The 17508-nt window shown below is 69.3% G+C and carries 19 protein-coding genes and 3 pseudogenes; 8 read left to right on the top strand and 14 right to left on the bottom strand.

The features are described 5' to 3' along the window. The coding region (locus IEY95_RS04235; protein WP_189184433.1) for a hypothetical protein at nt 1–228 on the bottom strand (228 nt) is incomplete at its 3' end. 82 nt (nt 229–310) lie between these two features. Beyond that, entirely contained in the window at nt 311–496 is a 186-nt protein-coding gene (locus tag IEY95_RS50575; RefSeq protein ID WP_373294431.1) for a LuxR C-terminal-related transcriptional regulator, read from the bottom strand. 319 nt (nt 497–815) lie between these two features. Between IEY95_RS50575 and IEY95_RS04245 the strand changes: the two genes are divergently transcribed. Then, complete coding sequence (locus tag IEY95_RS04245; RefSeq protein WP_189184435.1) at nt 816–1175, top strand: hypothetical protein; 360 nt, start codon at nt 816–818, stop codon at nt 1173–1175. 50 nt (nt 1176–1225) lie between these two features. Here IEY95_RS04245 and IEY95_RS04250 read toward each other — a convergent pair whose 3' ends face one another. The 3 genes from IEY95_RS04250 to IEY95_RS04260 form a co-directional block, all read right to left on the bottom strand. Further along, complete coding sequence (locus IEY95_RS04250) at nt 1226–3073, bottom strand: serine/threonine-protein kinase (RefSeq protein WP_229702568.1); 1848 nt, start codon at nt 3071–3073, stop codon at nt 1226–1228. A 395-nt stretch (nt 3074–3468) separates the two neighbouring features. Next, nucleotides 3469–3567, bottom strand: coding sequence for a hypothetical protein (locus IEY95_RS04255; protein ID WP_189184642.1), 99 nt, complete (start codon nt 3565–3567; stop codon nt 3469–3471). A gap of 206 nt (nt 3568–3773) precedes the next feature. Beyond that, nucleotides 3774–4193: a winged helix-turn-helix transcriptional regulator gene (locus IEY95_RS04260; RefSeq protein ID WP_189184437.1), complete on the bottom strand. Its 420-nt coding sequence runs from the start codon at nt 4191–4193 to the stop codon at nt 3774–3776. Nucleotides 4194–4280: 87 nt separating this feature from the next. On the opposite strand from IEY95_RS04260, the gene IEY95_RS04265 reads away from it, so the two are divergent. Beyond that, nucleotides 4281–5102: an NAD(P)H-binding protein gene (locus tag IEY95_RS04265; RefSeq protein WP_189184438.1), complete on the top strand. Its 822-nt coding sequence runs from the start codon at nt 4281–4283 to the stop codon at nt 5100–5102. 448 nt (nt 5103–5550) lie between these two features. Here IEY95_RS04265 and IEY95_RS04270 read toward each other — a convergent pair whose 3' ends face one another. Both IEY95_RS04270 and IEY95_RS04275 read right to left on the bottom strand, forming a co-directional pair. Continuing rightward, nucleotides 5551–6384 carry a PIG-L family deacetylase gene (locus IEY95_RS04270; RefSeq protein ID WP_189184439.1) on the bottom strand — a complete coding sequence of 278 codons (834 nt, stop codon included), beginning with the start codon at nt 6382–6384 and terminating at the stop codon, nt 5551–5553. A 277-nt stretch (nt 6385–6661) separates the two neighbouring features. Then, nucleotides 6662–6859, bottom strand: a complete 198-nt coding sequence (locus tag IEY95_RS04275; RefSeq protein WP_189184440.1) for a hypothetical protein — start codon at nt 6857–6859, stop codon at nt 6662–6664. Between the two features lie 993 nt (nt 6860–7852). Between IEY95_RS04275 and IEY95_RS04280 the strand changes: the two genes are divergently transcribed. Together IEY95_RS04280 and IEY95_RS04285 are read left to right on the top strand one after the other, a co-directional pair. Then, nucleotides 7853–8143 (top strand): hypothetical protein, encoded by a 291-nt coding sequence (locus IEY95_RS04280; RefSeq protein ID WP_189184441.1) that lies wholly within the window; start codon nt 7853–7855, stop codon nt 8141–8143. An 11-nt stretch (nt 8144–8154) separates the two neighbouring features. Continuing rightward, a complete protein-coding gene (locus tag IEY95_RS04285; RefSeq protein ID WP_189184442.1) occupies nt 8155–9033 on the top strand; it encodes a helix-turn-helix domain-containing protein in 879 nt (292 codons plus the stop codon). Between the two features lie 326 nt (nt 9034–9359). Here the strand turns inward: IEY95_RS04285 and IEY95_RS04290 are convergent, their stop codons facing one another. Next, nucleotides 9360–10469, bottom strand: a complete 1110-nt coding sequence (locus tag IEY95_RS04290) for an alkaline phosphatase PhoX (RefSeq protein ID WP_189184643.1) — start codon at nt 10467–10469, stop codon at nt 9360–9362. A gap of 143 nt (nt 10470–10612) precedes the next feature. Here IEY95_RS04290 and IEY95_RS04295 point away from each other — a divergent pair, with 143 nt between their 5' ends. Together IEY95_RS04295 and IEY95_RS04300 are read left to right on the top strand one after the other, a co-directional pair. Continuing rightward, on the top strand, nt 10613–11095 hold the full coding sequence (locus IEY95_RS04295; RefSeq protein ID WP_229702546.1) for a helix-turn-helix domain-containing protein: 483 nt from the start codon (nt 10613–10615) through the stop codon (nt 11093–11095). Further along, entirely contained in the window at nt 11092–11646 is a 555-nt protein-coding gene (locus tag IEY95_RS04300) for a transposase (RefSeq protein WP_229702547.1), read from the top strand. Before IEY95_RS04295 ends, IEY95_RS04300 begins: the two co-directional genes overlap by 4 nt. Before the next feature lie 60 nt (nt 11647–11706). On the opposite strand, the gene IEY95_RS04305 is transcribed toward IEY95_RS04300, so the two are convergent. The 5 genes and pseudogenes from IEY95_RS04305 to IEY95_RS04320 form a co-directional block, all read right to left on the bottom strand. Beyond that, complete coding sequence (locus IEY95_RS04305) at nt 11707–12447, bottom strand: class I SAM-dependent methyltransferase (protein WP_189184444.1); 741 nt, start codon at nt 12445–12447, stop codon at nt 11707–11709. Nucleotides 12448–12723: 276 nt separating this feature from the next. Then, nucleotides 12724–12957: a hypothetical protein gene (locus tag IEY95_RS48715; protein WP_229702548.1), complete on the bottom strand. Its 234-nt coding sequence runs from the start codon at nt 12955–12957 to the stop codon at nt 12724–12726. Between the two features lie 61 nt (nt 12958–13018). Continuing rightward, nucleotides 13019–13498 (bottom strand): annotated as a pseudogene (locus IEY95_RS48720) (hypothetical protein); the annotation flags it as partial. A 68-nt stretch (nt 13499–13566) separates the two neighbouring features. Next, entirely contained in the window at nt 13567–14745 is a 1179-nt protein-coding gene (locus tag IEY95_RS04315) for a serine hydrolase domain-containing protein (protein WP_189184445.1), read from the bottom strand. A 19-nt stretch (nt 14746–14764) separates the two neighbouring features. Then, nucleotides 14765–15667 carry an alpha/beta hydrolase gene (locus IEY95_RS04320; protein WP_189184446.1) on the bottom strand — a complete coding sequence of 301 codons (903 nt, stop codon included), beginning with the start codon at nt 15665–15667 and terminating at the stop codon, nt 14765–14767. A gap of 109 nt (nt 15668–15776) precedes the next feature. Here IEY95_RS04320 and IEY95_RS04325 point away from each other — a divergent pair, with 109 nt between their 5' ends. Beyond that, nucleotides 15777–16811 carry a helix-turn-helix domain-containing protein gene (locus tag IEY95_RS04325; RefSeq protein ID WP_189184447.1) on the top strand — a complete coding sequence of 345 codons (1035 nt, stop codon included), beginning with the start codon at nt 15777–15779 and terminating at the stop codon, nt 16809–16811. Nucleotides 16812–16884: 73 nt separating this feature from the next. After that, nucleotides 16885–17127, top strand: a pseudogene (locus IEY95_RS04330) (Ada metal-binding domain-containing protein); the annotation flags it as partial. 65 nt (nt 17128–17192) lie between these two features. Here the strand turns inward: IEY95_RS04330 and IEY95_RS50355 are convergent. Next, nucleotides 17193–17252 (bottom strand): annotated as a pseudogene (locus IEY95_RS50355) (hypothetical protein); the annotation flags it as partial. Between the last annotated feature and the right edge of the window lie 256 nt (nt 17253–17508).

Here is a 17508-nt window from a genome sequence, read left to right on the forward strand (position 1 = left end):
CGATGCCACGGCAGCGGAGCCGCTGGAGACGTCCGGGGCACAACTCTGCGAGATGAGGTTCGCCATCTCGAGGAACCGCGCCTCCGCGTCGTCGTCGCTCGTCGCCGCGACGGTGCTGACCATGGAGGTCTGATCGGCGGTGGCATTCTGCGCGCCGAAGCCGACCAGGACGACGACGACGCCGAGCGCGGCCGCCAGCAAGGACTTCGGGAGGAGAATCGATCGCATGTCCATACCATGCGGGCTGCCGACCACCGCCCACATGAGTACCCGTACTCAATCCACCAGCACATCAGCTCACCAGCGACCCTCAATCCATCAAATCCGCCGCCGTCAGCAGCCACGTCGGATCCGTCCGCGAACGTACGTGCAACTTCGGGTAGACGCACGTCAGATGGACTTCCACCGTCTTCCGGGACGCGAACAGCGTGGCCGCACCGAGATCGACACCGGCAGCTTCGCCAGGAAGCAGTAACCGACCAAGGCTCGCGACCAGTAGTCCTGCCCCAAGCCCACCACGAAACGAACATCAACCTCTGAACCGGCCTCTCAGGTCCACGGCATGTGGTGGATCGTCATCTGCTCGGCACTTGGGCCGCGGGCAACCGCCCGCTGTGTGGGAGCTTCTGCGGTCCCTTCCCCTCCCCGGAAGCCATCCGCTCTGTCATGACCAAACGGCCGGCAAGGGGCGGCAGTTGGGTACAGGCCCGCCGACGACGGTGCCCGGGGCCCAACACGCACCGACTGAGGTTCAGGCCACGGCGCAGGCCTTATCGAACTGCCCCCTCCCGCCGCGCGATTGAAGACAATGGGTTGTGGGGCGTGCAGCCATCCACCCGCATCGTCCCCTACCGGCGTCCGCAAGCGCTGCCCGGCTCCAGGTCACGCGCGAGATCGCGATGTCGCTGGGCTACACCGAGCCCGAAGACGACGCCGCCGCCGACACGACGATCGCCCAGCCCGCCTACCTGGCCATTCTCGCCGAGTTCGAACGTGCCGACGGTCCGCTGCGCGCCGGACAGCTGTGTCAGATCCTCGACGTCGGTACCGAGCCCAAGCACCGCGAGGGCATGCGCTCACGCCTCAAGCGGCTGGCCGCCCGCGGCATCCTCACCGAGACCGAGCCCGGCTTGTTCACCCTCGTGGCCAAGACGGAACCGGCCCAACAGCCCTGATGCTCCCGGGTGCCTGAATCGGGGCAGGGCACCGCGGGTGAGGGCGGGGGTCAGCCGCGGATGGTCTGGGCGGTGGTGACGGCGCCGTCCTCAAGGTCCCAGTCAGCGAGAATCTTGCCGTACTCGCCGCTGGCGATGAGCGCGTTGAGGGCCCGCTGGAGGGCGTCGCGCAGTGCGGTGTTGGCGCTGTCCACGGCCATGCCGACGGGGGCCTCGTTGACCAGGTCGCCGTCTGGCAGGTGGAAGTCGCCGCCGGAGTCCTTGGCCTCGTGGACGGCGAACGGAAGGTCGGTGACCACCGCGTCTATGGAGCCGTCGCGGAGAAGTCGCGGGATGGCGAAGATGTCCTCGGAGGTCTGCTTGATCGGCTTCGGGCCGCACCCCTTGTAGGACGCCTTCCGGACCACTTCCTCATCGCCGTCGACGTGCATGCCGCAGAGGTCGGCCCACGAATGGATGTCCTGGGCCGTGCTCCACGGGGCGTAGACCGTGTATCCGTAGTCGAAGTAGTGAATGAAGTCGACGCTTATCCGTTCCTCCACGTCGAAGGAGGTGTACTTCGAGCTCGGCATGACCACGTCGTACTGCGTCCCAAGCGGCTCAAAAGGGTTGTTTGGGCCAAACACTTCGATGCCGACGAGCTTTACCCGCAAACCGAGTTGGTCGCCGAGTGCTGTGGCCAGGTCGGGGTCGGGGCCGACCCAGTCGCCGGGTTTTGCGATGACGTCTCTGTCCTCGACAGTGGTCTTGTCGAGCCAGCCACTGTCGTCGGCGGCGGCAGCGAGATGATGTGCGCTACCCGTACGGACGCCGGACACGGCGATCGTGAGGGTTCCGGGCTTCACGAGCTGCAGTTTGTTCGCCTGAGGGCCCGAGCTACCGTCTCCGCCTGCCGCCTCTTTGCTATCGCCAGAGGAATTGCCCAGGGCGTACGCCGTGACCGCGACCAGCACGGCGGCCACGATCGTCGCCCCGGCGATCAGCCAGGGACGCCTACGGCGAGACGGGGCGGCGGGCGGTGGCACGGGGCCCGGTGCCCGAGCCGGGACCGGGGCGGTCTGGGTGGTCTGAAACGCCTCGGGGAGCTTGGCCGTCACGCCCGTGCTGCTTTCCGCAGCGGCCAGCATGGCGTCGAGCCGCTCGGCAGCGGGCCTCGCCGCTGGGTCTGTTACGAGGAGTTCCGTCAGCACGGGCGCCAGAGCCCCGGCCCGGACGGGCGGTGGCACCGCGCCGTCCAGGACGGCCGCCATCGTGGCCAGCGCGGTCTGACGGCGCAGCGGGTTGTGGCCCTCGACGCAGACGTACAGCATGATGCCCAGCGACCACAGATCCGAGGCGGGGTCGTCGTCCGTGCCCCGGATGCGTTCGGGGGCGAGGTAGTCGGGTGTGCCGATGAGTTCTCCGGTCGCGGTCAGCGGCGCGGAACCGACGGCGGAGTCCATTGAGCCGGTTCGCTGAAAGGCGGCGATTCCGAAGTCGGTGAGTACCGCGTCGCCGTCCGGGCGCAGCATCACGTTGGCGGGCTTCACGTCGCGGTGACGGATGCCAGCAGCGTGCGCGGTGCGTAACGCGGCCAGCACCTGGCGGCCGATCCGGGCGGCCTCCTGCGGCGTCAGGAGCGTTCCTTCGTACAGGAGCTCCGCCAGGCTGCTACCCGGTACCAGCTCCATCACGAGCCAGGGGTAGGAATCTTCGCCGTCGTCAATGACGTGATGGATCGTCACTACGTGAGGGTGGCTGAGCCGAGCCAGTGCACGGGCCTCGCGCAGCACGCGTTCGCGCAGCACCCGGGAGGCGTCGGAGCCCTCGGGGGCCAGTTCCGGAGCGAGCGGGCGGACCTGCTTGACCGCGACCTCCCGATGCAGCGCGATGTCCCGCGCCCGCCATACCGTGCCCATCCCGCCGCTACCCAGCCGCTCTATCAGCTCGAAGCGCCCGTCAAGGACTTGCCCGCTCTCTCCATCGATCACGCAGGGAGCGTACGCGCTTGCGCATGCCCCCAGCACCCCTTCAGTCGCCGTAGTACGTCGCGGGATGCTCTCTGTCGCCCTCCCGCCGGGCGGCATCTTCGCGCAGGCAGGTGCGGTGGGCTGCGACAGTTTTTTCGACCGTGGTGGCGAGGTTCTGCAGGCGACGGCAGCCGTTACTGCGCTCCGCCCCGTCGCGGTGAACGGCACCCCTGGGCACTGCCCGCCGGCTCCCGTACGCACGCACCCGGAAGGCCACGAAATGCTTCGGAAGGAGTTACTGAAGTGAGCTTGTTCCGATTTGACGGACACCATCGGTGTGGTGGTCAGTCCGTAACGGCGGCCTCGTACTCGGCGGGACTGCGGTAGTCGAGGCTGCTGTGCAGACGGTGCAAGTTGTACCAGTCCTCGATGAAGTCGAAGATCGCTTCCCACTGGCGATCGTCGGCTCAGATTCCCGTGCCGCGTGCGAGGGTCCCCTGCAGATCTCCCGAGTCCAGGCAGGTCTGCCATGAACCCAGCAGTCCCGTCGCTGCCAGCCCCCCACGCAGGGGCCAGGTGTTGCGGGTCATGACGGTGTTGACAGCTCGTCCGTGCCAGACGACTGGTGTGCGGGCACGGCGTTTTCTCGTCAGCGGATGTCGTGGTCGGGGTGGGTCTGGTCGTATGCGTGCCGTGCTTTGGCGATGACGGCACGGTGGGCGAGTGACCAGTCGGCGAGTGCCTTGACCAGGTGGGTCAGGCCGGCCCCGGTCTCGGTCAGGCGGTAGTCGACCTGGGCCGGGACGGTCGGGTACACGGTGCGCAGCACAAGGCCGTCGCGTTCGAGCCTGCGGACGGTAAGGGTGAGCATGCGCTGGGAGATGCCGTCGATGGCGCGCTGCAGTTCGCGGAACCGACGCGGCCCGCCCGCAAGCTCAACGATCACGAGCACCGACCATTTGTCGCCGATGCGGTCCAGGACGTCGCGGATGCCGCAGTCGGGGTGGTCTTCGCGGCCGCAGGGGTCGAGGTCGGCGGGGGTGGTTACCCCGGTGTGCGTGAGTGACATCAAACTGCCTTCTTGTGGCCGGTGGGCGTGCGATCAAGGATCAAGCGTAGTCAGGGATGAGAACCACGACGGAAGACTGCGATTGACATGATCTTGGTGACGGGAGTAGGCGGGAACCTCGGCTCGGCCGCCCTGGCGGCGCTGCGTGCCGGCGGCGCCGCGGCGACGGGCAGCAGCCGCACGCCGGGCGAGGGGACGCGGCACCTCGACTTCGACGACCACGCGAGCCTCGACCTCACCGGGGTGTCGACCCTGGTACTGATTTCCGCCGGTTATGCCGAGGACGACCAGGTCGTCGGGCGGCACAAGGCGGTCCTGGACGCCGCCGTGCGCGACGGCGTTAACCACGTCGTCTACACGAGCCTGACCACGGCCGGCGACCATCTCGGTTTCGCGCTGGCGCACCGTGCCACCGAGCGCCTGGTGCGGGCAAGCGGACCGCCATGGACGATCCTGCGTAACGGCCTGTACGCCGAACTCTTCGGCGGCCTGCTGATATGGGCCGGCGATGGTGTGGAGTCCGCGTTCGGGGATGGTGCCCTGGCGGCGGTCGCGCGGGAGGATCTCGCCGATGCCGCGGCGGCCGTTGCGGCGAATCCGGCCCGACACAGTGGGCGGGTCTATGACCTCGTCGGTACGCCGATCACGGCGGGTCAGGTGGCCGACCAGCTCAGGGTCCCGCACCGCACCATCGGGCTGGGCGAGTACCGGCGCAGGCTCCTCGACGAGACGCCGGGGCTCCTGCCGTTCCAGCCGCCCCTGCTCGCTTCGATCGCCACGGGCATCCGACATGGCTTCCTGGACGGCACCGCTCCCGACCTGACGGACCTTCTTGGCCGCCCGGCCCGCGATCCTCTGGCTATGGCCGTTGCAGCCGCGTCTGCCACACGGCCGGAAGCAAGCCTCTAGACCAGCGACCCAGGGTCGGGCCGGAGTTCTTGGGCTGCTACTCGGTCTGCTGCCGCTGGCCGGAGTTGCAGCCAGACTTCTCACGTCGAAGACCGGTGCCGATCTTGCCGAATTGGCCGATGTTCGCCGTTGGTGATGGAGGCCTGGCGGGACGGTGCCGCGAAGCGTGTGCAGCTGACGGGCGGGGACCACGGCGGGCCGAAGGACGAGAAGTCCAAGGCCGACGCAAGACCGCCACCCCCGATGGCCAGGCCTCGCGCGCGAAGGCCCACCGACGCACGCGAGAGGGCCCCAGCGGCGCCCGACCCACGAGCCCTCCTCCCGATCCCTGAGATGACAGAGCACCACCGCTGCCACACACGATCGCCCTCTCGCCGTGTCCGGGCCAGATCAGACCGTCAGTGCCACTCCAGGTCCGACCACGCCGAGGGCACGGGGTGTGCTGGGATCAGCGCAGTCCGGCGAAGAGGTCGTTCTCGGGCACGGCCGCGCCGGTGTTGTCCTGGACCCGGACGAAGGTCTCCACGCCCATCAGCTCGGTGAACCTCTCCTGGCCCATCTTGAGGAAGAAGATGTTCTCGCTCTGGCTGGCGTGCGCGGCCAGGGCGTCGAACTTCTGACCGCCGAACTCGGTGGTGTCCACCCAGGTGGTGATCTCCTCGTCGGGGAGTCCGATCTCGGGCATCACGGCGGCTTCGGCCGGATCCGGCTCCTCCCAGTCCGCGCCGAACTCGCGCATGGTCTCCCCGAACCGCTGCATCATCGAGCGCGGCGCCGTCGTCCAGTACACCTTCGGCGTCATTGCGGTCATCGCCAGCGCCGCCATGGTGATGCGGTTCGCCTGGATGTGGTCGGGGTGGCCGTAGAAACCGTTCTCGTCGTAGGTCACGACCACATCGGGCTGATAGCGCCGCAAGAGTGCGGCGAGGCGGGCAGCGCTCTCCTCCACGGGCGTCTGCCAGAAGGACCCGGGGGCGTCATTGGCAGGCCAGCCCATCATCCCGGAGTCGGCGTACTCCAGCATTTCCAGATGACTGATCTTCAGGACTTCGCAGCTCGCCTTGAGTTCTTGACGCCGCATCGCGGCGACGGCGGCCGGATCATGGCCGGGCTCGCCAGGCTTGGCTCCCCCCGGTCCGTCACCGCAACCGCCATCGGTGCACGTGACGAGGACCGTGCGAATGCCCTCCGCCGCATACCGCGCGAGGACACCTCCTGTTCCCGTCGCCTCGTCGTCGGGGTGGGCGTGCACCGCCATCAGCGTCAAGGGCCGGTCGCTCATAAGAAAGTCCTCCGGGTTGAAAAGTGCTCGGTCCGAGTCTGGGCGCCGGATCAGGTTGGGGCGGATGACCTGGTGATCTCTACTCCCCGCCCGTGCGGCGCCGGTCCCTCGATCAGTCCAACAGCGGCGGCCAGACCTGCTGTTCCCAGCCATGCGCGGGGATCTCCCCAGCGCCGGTGCCCGCGTCCATAGGCTCCCCTTCCAGACTTGCCCGTCTGTGTTCGCGAAGTCGTTGGTTCGTCATTTGGGCCTGCGCCGCGGCAGGCCGGTGCGCGGATCAGGACCGCGCCGGGCGGCGCAGTCGGGGTGCGACCAGTACCAGCAGGGCCAGTGCGATGACCGCGAGCGCGTACACGGTCGTTGTCGGCAGCAAGCCGGCGCTGGTCGCGGCGAAGCCGGCGGCGACGGCAGGGAGGCTGAAGGCGAGGTATGAGATCAGGTAGACGACGTCAATCCACTTCCGCGTTGAGCCCACGCTCTCCAGGACGGCGCGAACACAATCATCGACTTCCTGCTGGCAGTCAACAACCGGCACGTGGCTGTCAAGCTGGATGAGGAGCGACGTGGCTGTTGCGCGCACGTGGGCCATCCCGAGCGGATGCGCCCACCACTGCCCCCGGTGCCCAGTTTGGCGAGGATCTCCGCCTCGAGATGGGCCTGCGCTCCCGTGGCGGCGGGGATGGGACGGCGATTGTCTGCACTCTCCACAGCAGCCTTCGCGAGCTGGAAGGACTCCCCTGTGTGTTGCTGTCGCATCCGGGCCGCTACGGTTCCCCGCTTCGCGTGGCGCCTGTCCCGCCGAGAGCTTCGTTCCGGCGGAATCGCAGGCCTCTTCGACGACATCCCCGAGGAGGGGCCCGCAGAGCTGGGCCCGGGCTCGACCAGGGGGATCCCGGCACCGTACCGGGCGGCAATCGCGTGGTGGCAACGACGAAGCCGGTACCCGCAGGGGTACCGGCTTGGTGCGGGCGAGGTACGCGCCAACGTGCCCCTGCCGTGTGCGTCCCTGTCGTTACGGTTGCAGCCAGTAGCAGTTCAAGGACATCCGCGGGCCGGGATGAACCGGCCTCGTTGTTATCTGCTGCTCAGCATCATCTAGACAGAGGGCGGGCGGCAAGCGGAGTGTGGACGCGGCTGCACCAATGAGGGGGCTTGACGCCCTGGCCGTGAGCCGCAAGGCCTGATGGGGCCGGGTGAAGGCCCTCCGGCCTGCGGGCGGGCGGAGTTGGGGCCCTGGACACCCCTGAACCAACGATGCCGCAAAAGCGACTTATAGGTCATGAGGCCTCGGGCTGAGTCTGCGAGTGGCAGGCCGGGCCTGGGATGATGAGGGCATGCCCGGGTGCGTGGTCGGCGACGCCAATCGCCCCTGCACCAAAGGGATTTGCAGCCAGTAGCCGTTTCGTGCCCCTGGTGCGCGTCGCGCGTATGCCCGCATTGCGCCAGGGCTTGTGAGAGGACTTCCCCAGTGCTCAGCGACACCACGCCTTCCTGCCCGCCGCCGGACCGCACGCCGACGCCGCAGGCCATTACCCCTGACACCCCGGCCCGCTTCGGCACCGCGCAGGCGATCCCCGCCGTCTTCTTCCCCGCCATGGGCACCGTGCTACTCATGACGGGCACGCCGATGCGCGACATCTTCCTTCTCCTCGGAGGCTGCGGGGCCATCGCCGCCGCGGTTGTCCTCACCGTCAGCAGCGGTCGCCGCCGGGCCGCCTCGCTCGCCGCCGCGGTGCTGCGCGCCGCTGCCGGGAAGTAGGGGGAACCGGCGTGGGACGTCCCGAATGCCCCGTCGACCACAGCGCCCCCGCTCGCGGCCGCCTCGCCCAGCACCTGCGCCGCCATCGCGAGCTGGCTCAGCTGACCTACGGTGAACTCGCCCGGCGCACCGGCCGGTCGGCGGCCACCCTCAAGCGGGCCGCGTCGGGAAAGACCGTGCCCAGGCTCAGCACGGTCGAGGCCTACATCACCGGCTGCGCAGACGACGCGGACGCGGTCCAGGCCGCGACCGCGCTGTGGCGCGCGGCCCGGATCGAAGAGCGCGGCCGCCTCGGCGCCCTGCGCGCACCGCGCCCCGAGCTCATCGGCGACGCCGGTGACCTCAGCAATGCCCTCGAGGTGCTGTACGAGAACGCCGGAGCCCCGAGCCTGCGGGAGCTGCGCGAGCGGTCGGGCAACCTACTGGCGCTGCCCGTCAGCAGCGCCGCCCGCATCGTCAACCGTAAGGCCCTCCCCGCCGATGCACCGCAGCTGAAAGCGTTTTTGACCGGCTGCGGCCTGTCGGCCGAGCAGCACGGCCCCTGGGAGAGGGCCTGGAAGAAGATCGCCTCCCGGCGGACGGCCGGCTCCACCGCAGGCACCGCCGCCCTGCCGTCCCCCGGGTCCGCCCACCAGCTGCTCCCGTCGCGCAGGCCGGCCCGGGCGGACTGGTCCGAGTTCACGGCCCATGCGTATCCGCCACAGGAGGAAAACCACGAGCCCGGGCCCCGAAGGGCCGACGCAGCAGCGCAGCTTCCGGCCCGGGCACGCTACCGCCTCGTGGCACTCAAGGAGCTCCTTGAGGCCGAGGCGCAGCGCAACGGTGTCACCCTCGACGCCGCGCTCCGCGAAGCCTGGCGGCCCCATGCTCTCCTTACGCCGACTGAGTGACACTGACGGCGGCCAAAGCGATACCACGGGCCAGCCCAGGGCCAGCCGCAGGAGCCGGTTGATCTGCCGGGCCACGTTGAGGGGCGCGGCGAGGTCTCCCCCGCCGCGCGGCGGGCGTTCCGGAGGGCGGGACCCGACTGCCAAGCTCAAGCAGGATGAGATCCGGTCTTGCCCGAGCGGCAGTCTGCCGACAACAGCCCATAGGTGAGCTGAGTTCGGGCGCGACCTCCGGCAGGACTTCCCAGGCACCGCGGGGGCCCGAACCCGTCGGCAGGCCGTGACGGCTGGGGCGGTACCTATGCGCCGCCCCAGCCGTCACGGGACGATCAGGCGGTGGTCCGGAACGGTCCGGCGACCTCGTAGGTGATGCCGCCGGAGGAGCTGCCGGACGTACCGCGCTGGCTGGAGAAGTAGAGCCGCTTGCCGTCGGGGGAGAATGCCGGGCCGGTGATTTCCGAGCTGGACTGGCCGGTGATGCGCAGGAAGGGGGCCACAATGTCGTCGGGGGTGATGATGCAGATCTCCATGTTGCCGCCGTCCTCGGCGACGAACAGGTCGCCTGAAGAACTGCCGGTGACGTTGTCCACGCCGGTCAGCGGTGCGGTGCCGTTGGTGACCAGGCTGTCGTCGTAGGCCAGTTCGTAGGTGCTGCCCAGCAGGTTGAGCTGCCAGACGCGGTTGTCGCCCTTGGTGGTGAACCAGACGGTGTCGCTCGCGTAGTGGCAGCCCTCGCCGCCATTGAAGATCTTGGCGCCGGAGACCTGGTCGCGGGTGTAGGTCGGGGAGCCGTCCGGGTCGGGCACGTTCGTCCAGGTGAAGGAGCCGGAGGTGCCGGTGCCGGCGACCAGCACCTGCAGGGTGCCGGAAGACAGGTCGCCCCAGGTGGTGGGGATGAACCGGTAGAAGCAGCCGTCCGACTCGTCCTCGGTCAGGTAGATCACCTTGCGCACCGGGTCGGCCGCAGCCGCCTCGTGCTTGAAGCGGCCCAGCGCGTCACGGCGGATGGCGGCCTGAACCCCCCACGGGTCGGTCTCGTAGACGTAGCCGCGGCTCACTTCCTCACAGGAGAGCCAGGTGTTCCACGAAGTGGCGCCACCCGCACAGTTGTTCCGCGTGTTGGACAGGATGCGGTAGGCACCCGTGATCGTGCCCGAAGAGTTGAACTTGACGGCGCCCGCGCCGCCACCGGTGCCAATCTCCGAGTTGGAGACGTAGATCCAGCCCGTGCCGTCGGCGAAGCACGCGCCGCCGTCGGGGGCGTTGTGCCAGGTGTACGAGGTGCCGGGGACCGTCTGGCCGGAACGGGCGATGACTCTGCTGGTAAAGCCGCTGGGCAGCATGATCCCGTTGGCGTCGGCTGCCAGCAGGCCACCGTACGGGCTCGTGCCGTTCTGGGCCGGGGCCGCGTAGTGCTGGGTTCCTCTTTCGCTGGGTATATGTCCTGGTGGCGGGGTAGTTGAGGGTGCTCGGGGGCGGGTGCTGGACGATGGTTTTACGGGCACGACCGGGGCGTGACGAGGACGAACGGGCCGTCGTTCGCCGATTGGCGCGGGCACGGAAGGCTCCGCGGGATGCAGTGATGCGGGCCCAGATGATCGAGCTGAGCTGGTCGGGGCTACGAGTGCCGGCGATCGCCGTAGAACTGGACTGCAGCCAGAAGACGGTCCGGTGCTGGCTGCACCGCTTCAACCGCTTCGGCCTGCAAGGGCTGGATGATCTGGGCGGGCAGGGCCGCAAGAGGCGGATCACCGAGGAGGAACGGTCGAGGATCATCTCCCTGGTCAAGACCGTGCCGCCGGGTCGGCTGCGTTGGGAGCCCGTCGGGGAGCTATGGGCCTTCGACGAGTCCGGGCCATCCGAGTGGACGCTGGATTCTCTGGCCGCGGCAGCGCGGGCCGAGGGGATCGAGGTGGGCCGCTCACAGGTCCGCCGCATCCTGCTCGCCGAAGGCGTGCGCTGGCGCCGCACCCGGTCCTGGACGCGATCGAAGGACCCGGACTTCGTCCCAAAAGGACACGGATCATCGGCCTCTACACCCACCCGCCCGACGACGCGACGGTGATCTGCGCCGACGAGCTGGGGCCCGTGATCCCGCGGACCTTCCCGCCCGCACCCGCCTGGTCACCCGACGGGCACCGGATCAAAGCGGAACTCGACTACAGCCGCGGACCCGAGAAAACCTGGGTCTACGAGGCCTTACGCGTCCGGGACGGCCAGCAGATCACCATGGCCGCTTCCTCCCGCAACAGCGTCTTCTACCAGCAGTTCCTGCAACAGATCGAAGACGCCAACCCGACCGGCGAGCTCTGGATCGTCACCGACAACCTGTCCAGTCACAACAGCCTGTCCACCCGGACCTGGCTCGAAGACCATCCCCGCATCCACCACGCCTTCATCCCCGTCGGCGCGTGCTGGCTCAACCTGCAGGAAGGCTGGTGGCGCATCTTCCGCAAAGCCGCCCTCGCCGGCCGCTCATTCGCCCACCGCGACGACATCGAACACGCCACCACCCTTGCAACCAGCCAGCTCAACTCCCGTGCCACCGCCTGGGTCTGGGGCAGACCCGCACCGCCAACCCGCCGACTACGGCGCCGATATGTGTACACCGTTTGAGGAACCCAGCACTAGGCCTGCCCCGCGAGAGGATGCCTTCACGTCTCGGCGCGGCGGAACTTACGGTTTGTGGGTTACCCAGAGCAGTTCCGCCGGCCAGCGGTGTGCCCAGTCGGGTGGGTCGGTTTCGTTGTAGCCGTTGAGTGTTCCGAGTTCGGGCCGCGGCTCGATGAGGTCGTCGATGATGAGACCCGCGCCGCGCAGGACCTTGACCCAGTCGCCGTAGGTGAGCTGATAGCTGGTCGCGCCGTCGTCTTCGGCGATGGTGTTCAGCCCGAAGTAGTCCTGCTGCAGCGTCGTGGTCACGCGGCTGGCGGCTTCGTCGTAGCAAGCTTCGAACCATGGGCTGGCGACGTTGAACACCAGGCGCCCGCCTCGGCCCAAGACGCGTGCGGCCTGCGGGACGGCCAGGTGCGGGGGCGCCCAGCTGAGCCCACCGAAGTCGCAGAACACCAGGTCGAAGCTGTCGGCGGCGAAAGGGAGTTGTTCGGCGGCGCCTTGCACCAGCGGGTAGCGGGCCGCTCCCATCGCGCGGGCCGCTGCGGCGAGTTGGGCTTCGGACAGGTCGAGCCCGACCACGGTGGCGCCCTCGGCGGCGAGCTCCCTGGACCACTGGCCGGCGCCGCAGCCGAGTTCGAGGACGCGTTTGCCGGTGACGTCGCCCAGGGCGTGCAGGTGCGCGTCGGGGATGGAGTACATGCCCCACAGCCGGGGTGTGGCGCCGATTTGCGGGTCGTGCTCGTGCTGGTAGGCGCTGCTGATCTGGTTCCAGAGCCGCCGGTTGGCGGGGATGCTGTCCACGTGCCGACTCCAGCACTGCCTGCCGGGGGCGGTCAACACGATTAGGGCACTGGCCGGCCCTCGCCTCGGTCCGGCCCTGGCTCGCCCCATGATCCGCCGGACGAGCCCTAGGGACGGACCGCGTCTGCGCCGCGGCGGCGCACCGAAGCCCGGCGACAGCAACCAGCCGGGCCCTCTCGCCCTGGCCTCGATCCCTCCCCCGCCGCGCGTACGCGTGACGACGCCCTTTGCACGGTCCACACGGACCGCGCAGGGGGCGCCTCTTCGTATCCGGGATCAATGGAGGGCGTCGATGGGCTTCACGATCAGGGCGCGCGCGTCGACGCCATAGGCGGCGAGCTCCGTGAGCCTGGTGAACGCCCGTAGGTAGATGCCCAGTTTCGCCGGGGCCGTGACGGTCACCTTCGCGGCGAGCAGCTCCACGTTGACCCGCACGTCGTCGATGACCGTGAACTGCTCCAGCGGCCACATGAGCTGTTCCCGCGGAACCGCGGCGGGAATGATCCCCAACGATGGACGGCAACGCCATGGACGCCAGGAGGGCGCCGAGCTGTCTGGCCATCACCCCCGTGTCGCCGACGCGAGGGCGCAGGACGTTCTCCTCGACGAGCGTCGGGAAGCGATGGTCGCCTTCGTGGACGACGCGGGAGCGGCGTATGCGGGCGTCGACTGCCCCGCTCACATCGTCGGGGGTGCCGCGGAAACCCGGGCCGTCGCGTAGCCGGGCTTTCGTGACGGATGCGAAGGAGCGATACGGAGTGGCCCTGATGTTGGTCAACTGAGGCGTCACGGTGACGTCAGCGTCGATCCGCAATCGCAAGAGTCCCCTTTGGGTCGCGCTCCCTCGCCTGAGGCTTACGGATTGACCGGCTGCCCGCTCACTTGACAGGTGCGAGCGGGCAGCGGCGCTCCCAACTGCACGCCGCACTACTGACCGAGCTTCGCACGACCTACTTGCCGTTCGGCACGGCGCGTCGATGAACGGGTTCCCGAACGGCAGCGGACGATTCCGGATCTTCGTGCGGCTGCGGGCGATGACCGGTGTGGACATAGTTTGTCCAGACTCGGTCAAGTAGTGAGTCCGGGGGGACCCGACGACCGGCGATCTAGGTGTCGTCCTCACCCGCACATCGCGTCCTCCTGCAATGCCTTCAGCGCGCCGTCGATCGGATGCGGCTGCGGATTCCCCTCCCCGTCCAGCTTGTTCCACCTCATCAGGTTGAGCGCTATCGACATCTGGCGGGTGCCGTCGGAGCGGGTCATGGACATCGTGACAGCACCCCAGACCGTCCCCCCGTTACCCCAGAACGTGCCGCAGCCCGGGATGTCGATCTTCTCCAGGCCCAGGCCGTAGGCGGATGTCGAGCCGTCCAGTTCGATCACGGGAGTCGTGCGTTGCATCTCCCTCAGCGACGCGCGGCTCACGATCTCTCCGTCGAGCAGTCTTCCGAAGAAGCGGTTGAGGTCGTTCATGGTGGACACCAGGTCGGCTGTGCCGGCCACCCACGACATGTTGTAGACGCTGTAGTCGCGCGGCGGGTCGATCAGGCCCCACAGCGACTCGTACATCCGGGCGTGCGGGCCCTTGATGTGCGTGCCCGTCGGGAAGTAGGTGTGCTTCAGGCCCGCCCGCCGGATCACGTTCCTCGTGATGTAGTCCTCGGCCCGCACGCCGGTCACCTTCACCAGCAGCTCGCACAGGATCAGGTAGTTGGTGTTCGAGTACACCCCGGGCGTGGCGTCCGGCTCGCCCGCCGGCGGTGCCGACAGGCCCAGTTCGATCAGCTCGGCCCGGCTGAACTGCCGGAACCGGTTGTCGTCCACGCTCTTCGGTGAGGGCACTTGGAGCGACGGGAAGGCGTACCGGATGTGGTCGGGGATGCCGCTGGTGTGGTTCAGCAGCATGCGGATCGTGATCTTCCGGCCGCGTTCGCCCTGGACCACGTCCGGAAGGTAGTCGGCTATCGGCGCGTCCAGGCGGATACGGCCCTCATCCACCTGCTGCAGGATCGCCGCCGCCGTGAAGGTCTTGGTGATGCTGCCCACGCGTTGCAGCATGTCCGGGGTGACCGGGCGGCCGGTGGCCACATCCGCCACCCCAGACGCGCCGCGCCACGCCCGGCCGGAGTCCCGTACCTCCGCGAACACCCCCGGCACGCCCGCCTCGTGGACACCGTCCAGGGCGGACTGCAATGCGGCCGCCCGGTCCGAGGTGTCTTGTGGCGGAGCCGCCGCCACCGTCCCCGCGCAGATGCCCAGCGCGGCCACGCCACCGCATAAGGCCATTCGGATCTTCATGACTGTCGTCCCTTCTCCATCACATTCCGTCGGTCAGCGCGCGCCGCAGCGCCTCCGCGATCGCCGCCATCTGCCGCTGCGAGATCTCGGCGGAGAGGATCGCCTGCGAGCCGTGGAAGGTGCCCGGCCACTGGTGCAGCTCCACCGACACGCCCGCCTGCAGCAGCCGCAGCGCGTACGCGATGTCGTCGTCGCGGTTCGGGTCGTACTCCGCCGTGGCGACGTAGGCCGGCGGCAGGCCCGACAGGTCCTCCGCACGCCCGGCCGCCGCGTACGGCGTCGCGGTCGTGGACCCCAGGTAGTGCCGCCACGACAGGGCCGCGATGTCCCGGGTGACCCACGGCGTCTCGGTGAAGTTCCGCTGCGACCAGGTCTCCTGACGGTTGTCGAGCTGCGCCTCGTTGAGCAGCTGGAAGCGGATCCGCGGGCCTTGCTCGTCCCGCGCCCGCAGGGCCACGGCGGCTGCGAGGCCCCCGCCCGCGCTGTGCCCGGCGACTGCGATCCGCTCGGGGTCGAAGCCGAGTTCGGCCGCGTGTCCGGCAGCCCAGAGCAGCACCGTGTACACGTCGTCCAGCGCGGCCGGGAACGGGTCCTCGGGGGCCGTCCGGTAGCCCACCGAGATCACCACCGCGCCGGAACCCTGGGCCACCCGGGCGGCCCACGCGTGCTCGGTGTCCACGTCGCCGACGACGTATCCGCCGCCGTGCAGCCAGATGACCGCGCCCCCTGCCCCGCGCGGACGGTAGATCCGCACCGGCACGTCGGGATCGGCGGGTACCAGGTGGTCCTCGACCTCCAGGTCCGTGGTGTCCGGGGCGGGCCGGGCGGCGGCCAGTTCGGCGTACCGCTTGCGTTCGGCGACCGGGTCGGTCAGGTCCGCCTTGGGAAACAAGGGGACGAATGCCTCGAGTTCGGGATCCATGACGGCCATCCTGACGGCCGCCCGCCGGCGGATCATCCGCCATCCGTCGCGTATCCCGCCCCGATCGCACGCCGCCCGGCGCGCACCCACCCGCCTATCCTTGTCCGGCATGGAGGCACTCGCCGTACGACTGTCGGGACTGGATCCGTACGTTGGCGGCGCGATCCGCGTCGTCGCGTTCTACGACACCATGATGCGCCGGAGAGTCGACCTGCCGGCCCTCACCCGGGCCTCCTCGGGGCTGGCCGAGTGCGTCGCCGGGCTGCGGCTGCACGGCTCGGGGCGGGCGATCCGTATGGGACCCGACGGCCGGGAGCCCTCCGGCCCGCCGTCGCCCCCGTCCAGCAGCGCGCCCCTCACCCTCGACGACGAGGAGATAGGCACGGTCTGGCTGGAACGCCCCGGCCCGCCCAACCCCCTCGACGAGGTCCTCCTCGACCGGCTCGCCATCGCCGCCGCCGCGGCCGTCGAACGGTACGGCCCCGCCCGCACCACCATGGCCGACCCCGCCCTTGTCGAACTGGTCATCAGCCCCGACACCGACGAGGCCGCCCGGGCCCGGGCGCTGCGGCTCCTCGGGTTCGCCGCCGAGCTGCCGGTCCGCGTCGCCGCTGTACGGTCACCGGTTCCACTCGACCGGGTCGGCGCGCTCGTCTGCCCGGGCCACCCGGTGAAGGCGGCGCCGCTCGCCGACGTGGGTGTGCTCCTGGCCATGACCCTGGACGCGGCCCGCTTCCCGGCCGATGTGCGCGCAGGCGTCGGTGCGGCCGAGAGCCCCGACCGCTCCTGGCGGCAGGCCCGCACCGCCCTGCGTTTCACCACCCCGCGTGAGCCCGTCGTCCGGTACGCCGACCTCGGTGCGCTGGCCCTCCTCGCCGAGCTACCCCCTGACACCGCGCGCGCCAACCCGGACGTGGCCGCCGTGGCCCGGGTCGCCGCGAGCCCGGAGAACCTGGAGACGCTGGACACCTACTGCGCCACCGGCTCCCTGCGCCGCGCCGCCGACCTCCTCCACCGGCACCACAGCAGCGTCGCCCGCCGCATCGAACAGCTCGGCCGGACCCTCGGCATCGACCTCACCGACCCCACGGGACTGACCCGCGCGCGGCTCGCCCTCACGGCGTGGCGGCTGCTCGGTGAGTGAGCCACGCAGCCCCATCCCCATGTCCGATTCCCGCTAGCACCTCATGGCGCGCTGCCGAACACTGGACAGCGTGATGGACGAGGACACCAGGTGCGAGGCCGTGCGCAGCCAGGACGCCCGGTTCGACGGGGAGTTCTTCTTCGCCGTACGGACCACCGATATCTCCTGCCGGCCCAACTGCCCGGCCGTGACGCCCAAGCGGGGCAACTTGCGGTTCTTTCCGACCGCCGCGGCCGCGCAGGGCTCCGGGTTCCGGGCCTGCCGGCGGTGCCTGCCGCGGATGGTCAGCCCCTCGACCTGCTCGGCGAAGGTCCGCCGTGCGCACGACGGCTCCTGGCACCGGAACTGCCGCACGGTCAGCCGTATCACCACGGGGCGTCCGCCGACCGCGGCGTCAGCGATTGTCCGCCGGTAACTGTCGTGAACACGGCTGGAGTTGATCCCGCAGCATGGACACCGTGCTGCCTCAGCAACGGTCGAAGGCGGTGATCCTCACCCTGGCCTCGACGACTCGGATGTCTTCTATGGCCACGGCAGCCAAGTGCGGAGGGAGCAGGTCAAGTATCTGATCGCGTAACACATCCGTTCAAAAGATCGATCTACTGAACGGTCACGCTCGGCGATCCCGAAATGTTGATCAGAGCCATTCCGACTGGCCGCCGTCACGTGTCGCCGATCATGCTGACCTTCCACCTTC

Source organism: Streptomyces albiflavescens, assembly GCF_014645835.1.
Lineage (GTDB): Bacteria > Actinomycetota > Actinomycetes > Streptomycetales > Streptomycetaceae > Streptomyces > Streptomyces albiflavescens.

Excerpts from the sequence above, each read along its gene's own strand:
- IEY95_RS04260 (WP_189184437.1), bottom strand. The coding sequence starts at position 4,193 with ATGTCACTCACGCACACCGGGGTAACCACCCCCGCCGACCTCGACCCC.
- IEY95_RS04295 (WP_229702546.1), top strand. The coding sequence starts at position 10,613 with ATGCGGGCCCAGATGATCGAGCTGAGCTGGTCGGGGCTACGAGTGCCG.
- IEY95_RS04265 (WP_189184438.1), top strand. The coding sequence starts at position 4,281 with ATGATCTTGGTGACGGGAGTAGGCGGGAACCTCGGCTCGGCCGCCCTG.
- IEY95_RS04320 (WP_189184446.1), bottom strand. The coding sequence starts at position 15,667 with ATGGATCCCGAACTCGAGGCATTCGTCCCCTTGTTTCCCAAGGCGGAC.
- IEY95_RS04315 (WP_189184445.1), bottom strand. The coding sequence starts at position 14,745 with ATGAAGATCCGAATGGCCTTATGCGGTGGCGTGGCCGCGCTGGGCATC.
- IEY95_RS04325 (WP_189184447.1), top strand. The coding sequence starts at position 15,777 with ATGGAGGCACTCGCCGTACGACTGTCGGGACTGGATCCGTACGTTGGC.
- IEY95_RS04270 (WP_189184439.1), bottom strand. The coding sequence starts at position 6,384 with ATGAGCGACCGGCCCTTGACGCTGATGGCGGTGCACGCCCACCCCGAC.
- IEY95_RS04250 (WP_229702568.1), bottom strand. The coding sequence starts at position 3,073 with ATGGGCACGGTATGGCGGGCGCGGGACATCGCGCTGCATCGGGAGGTC.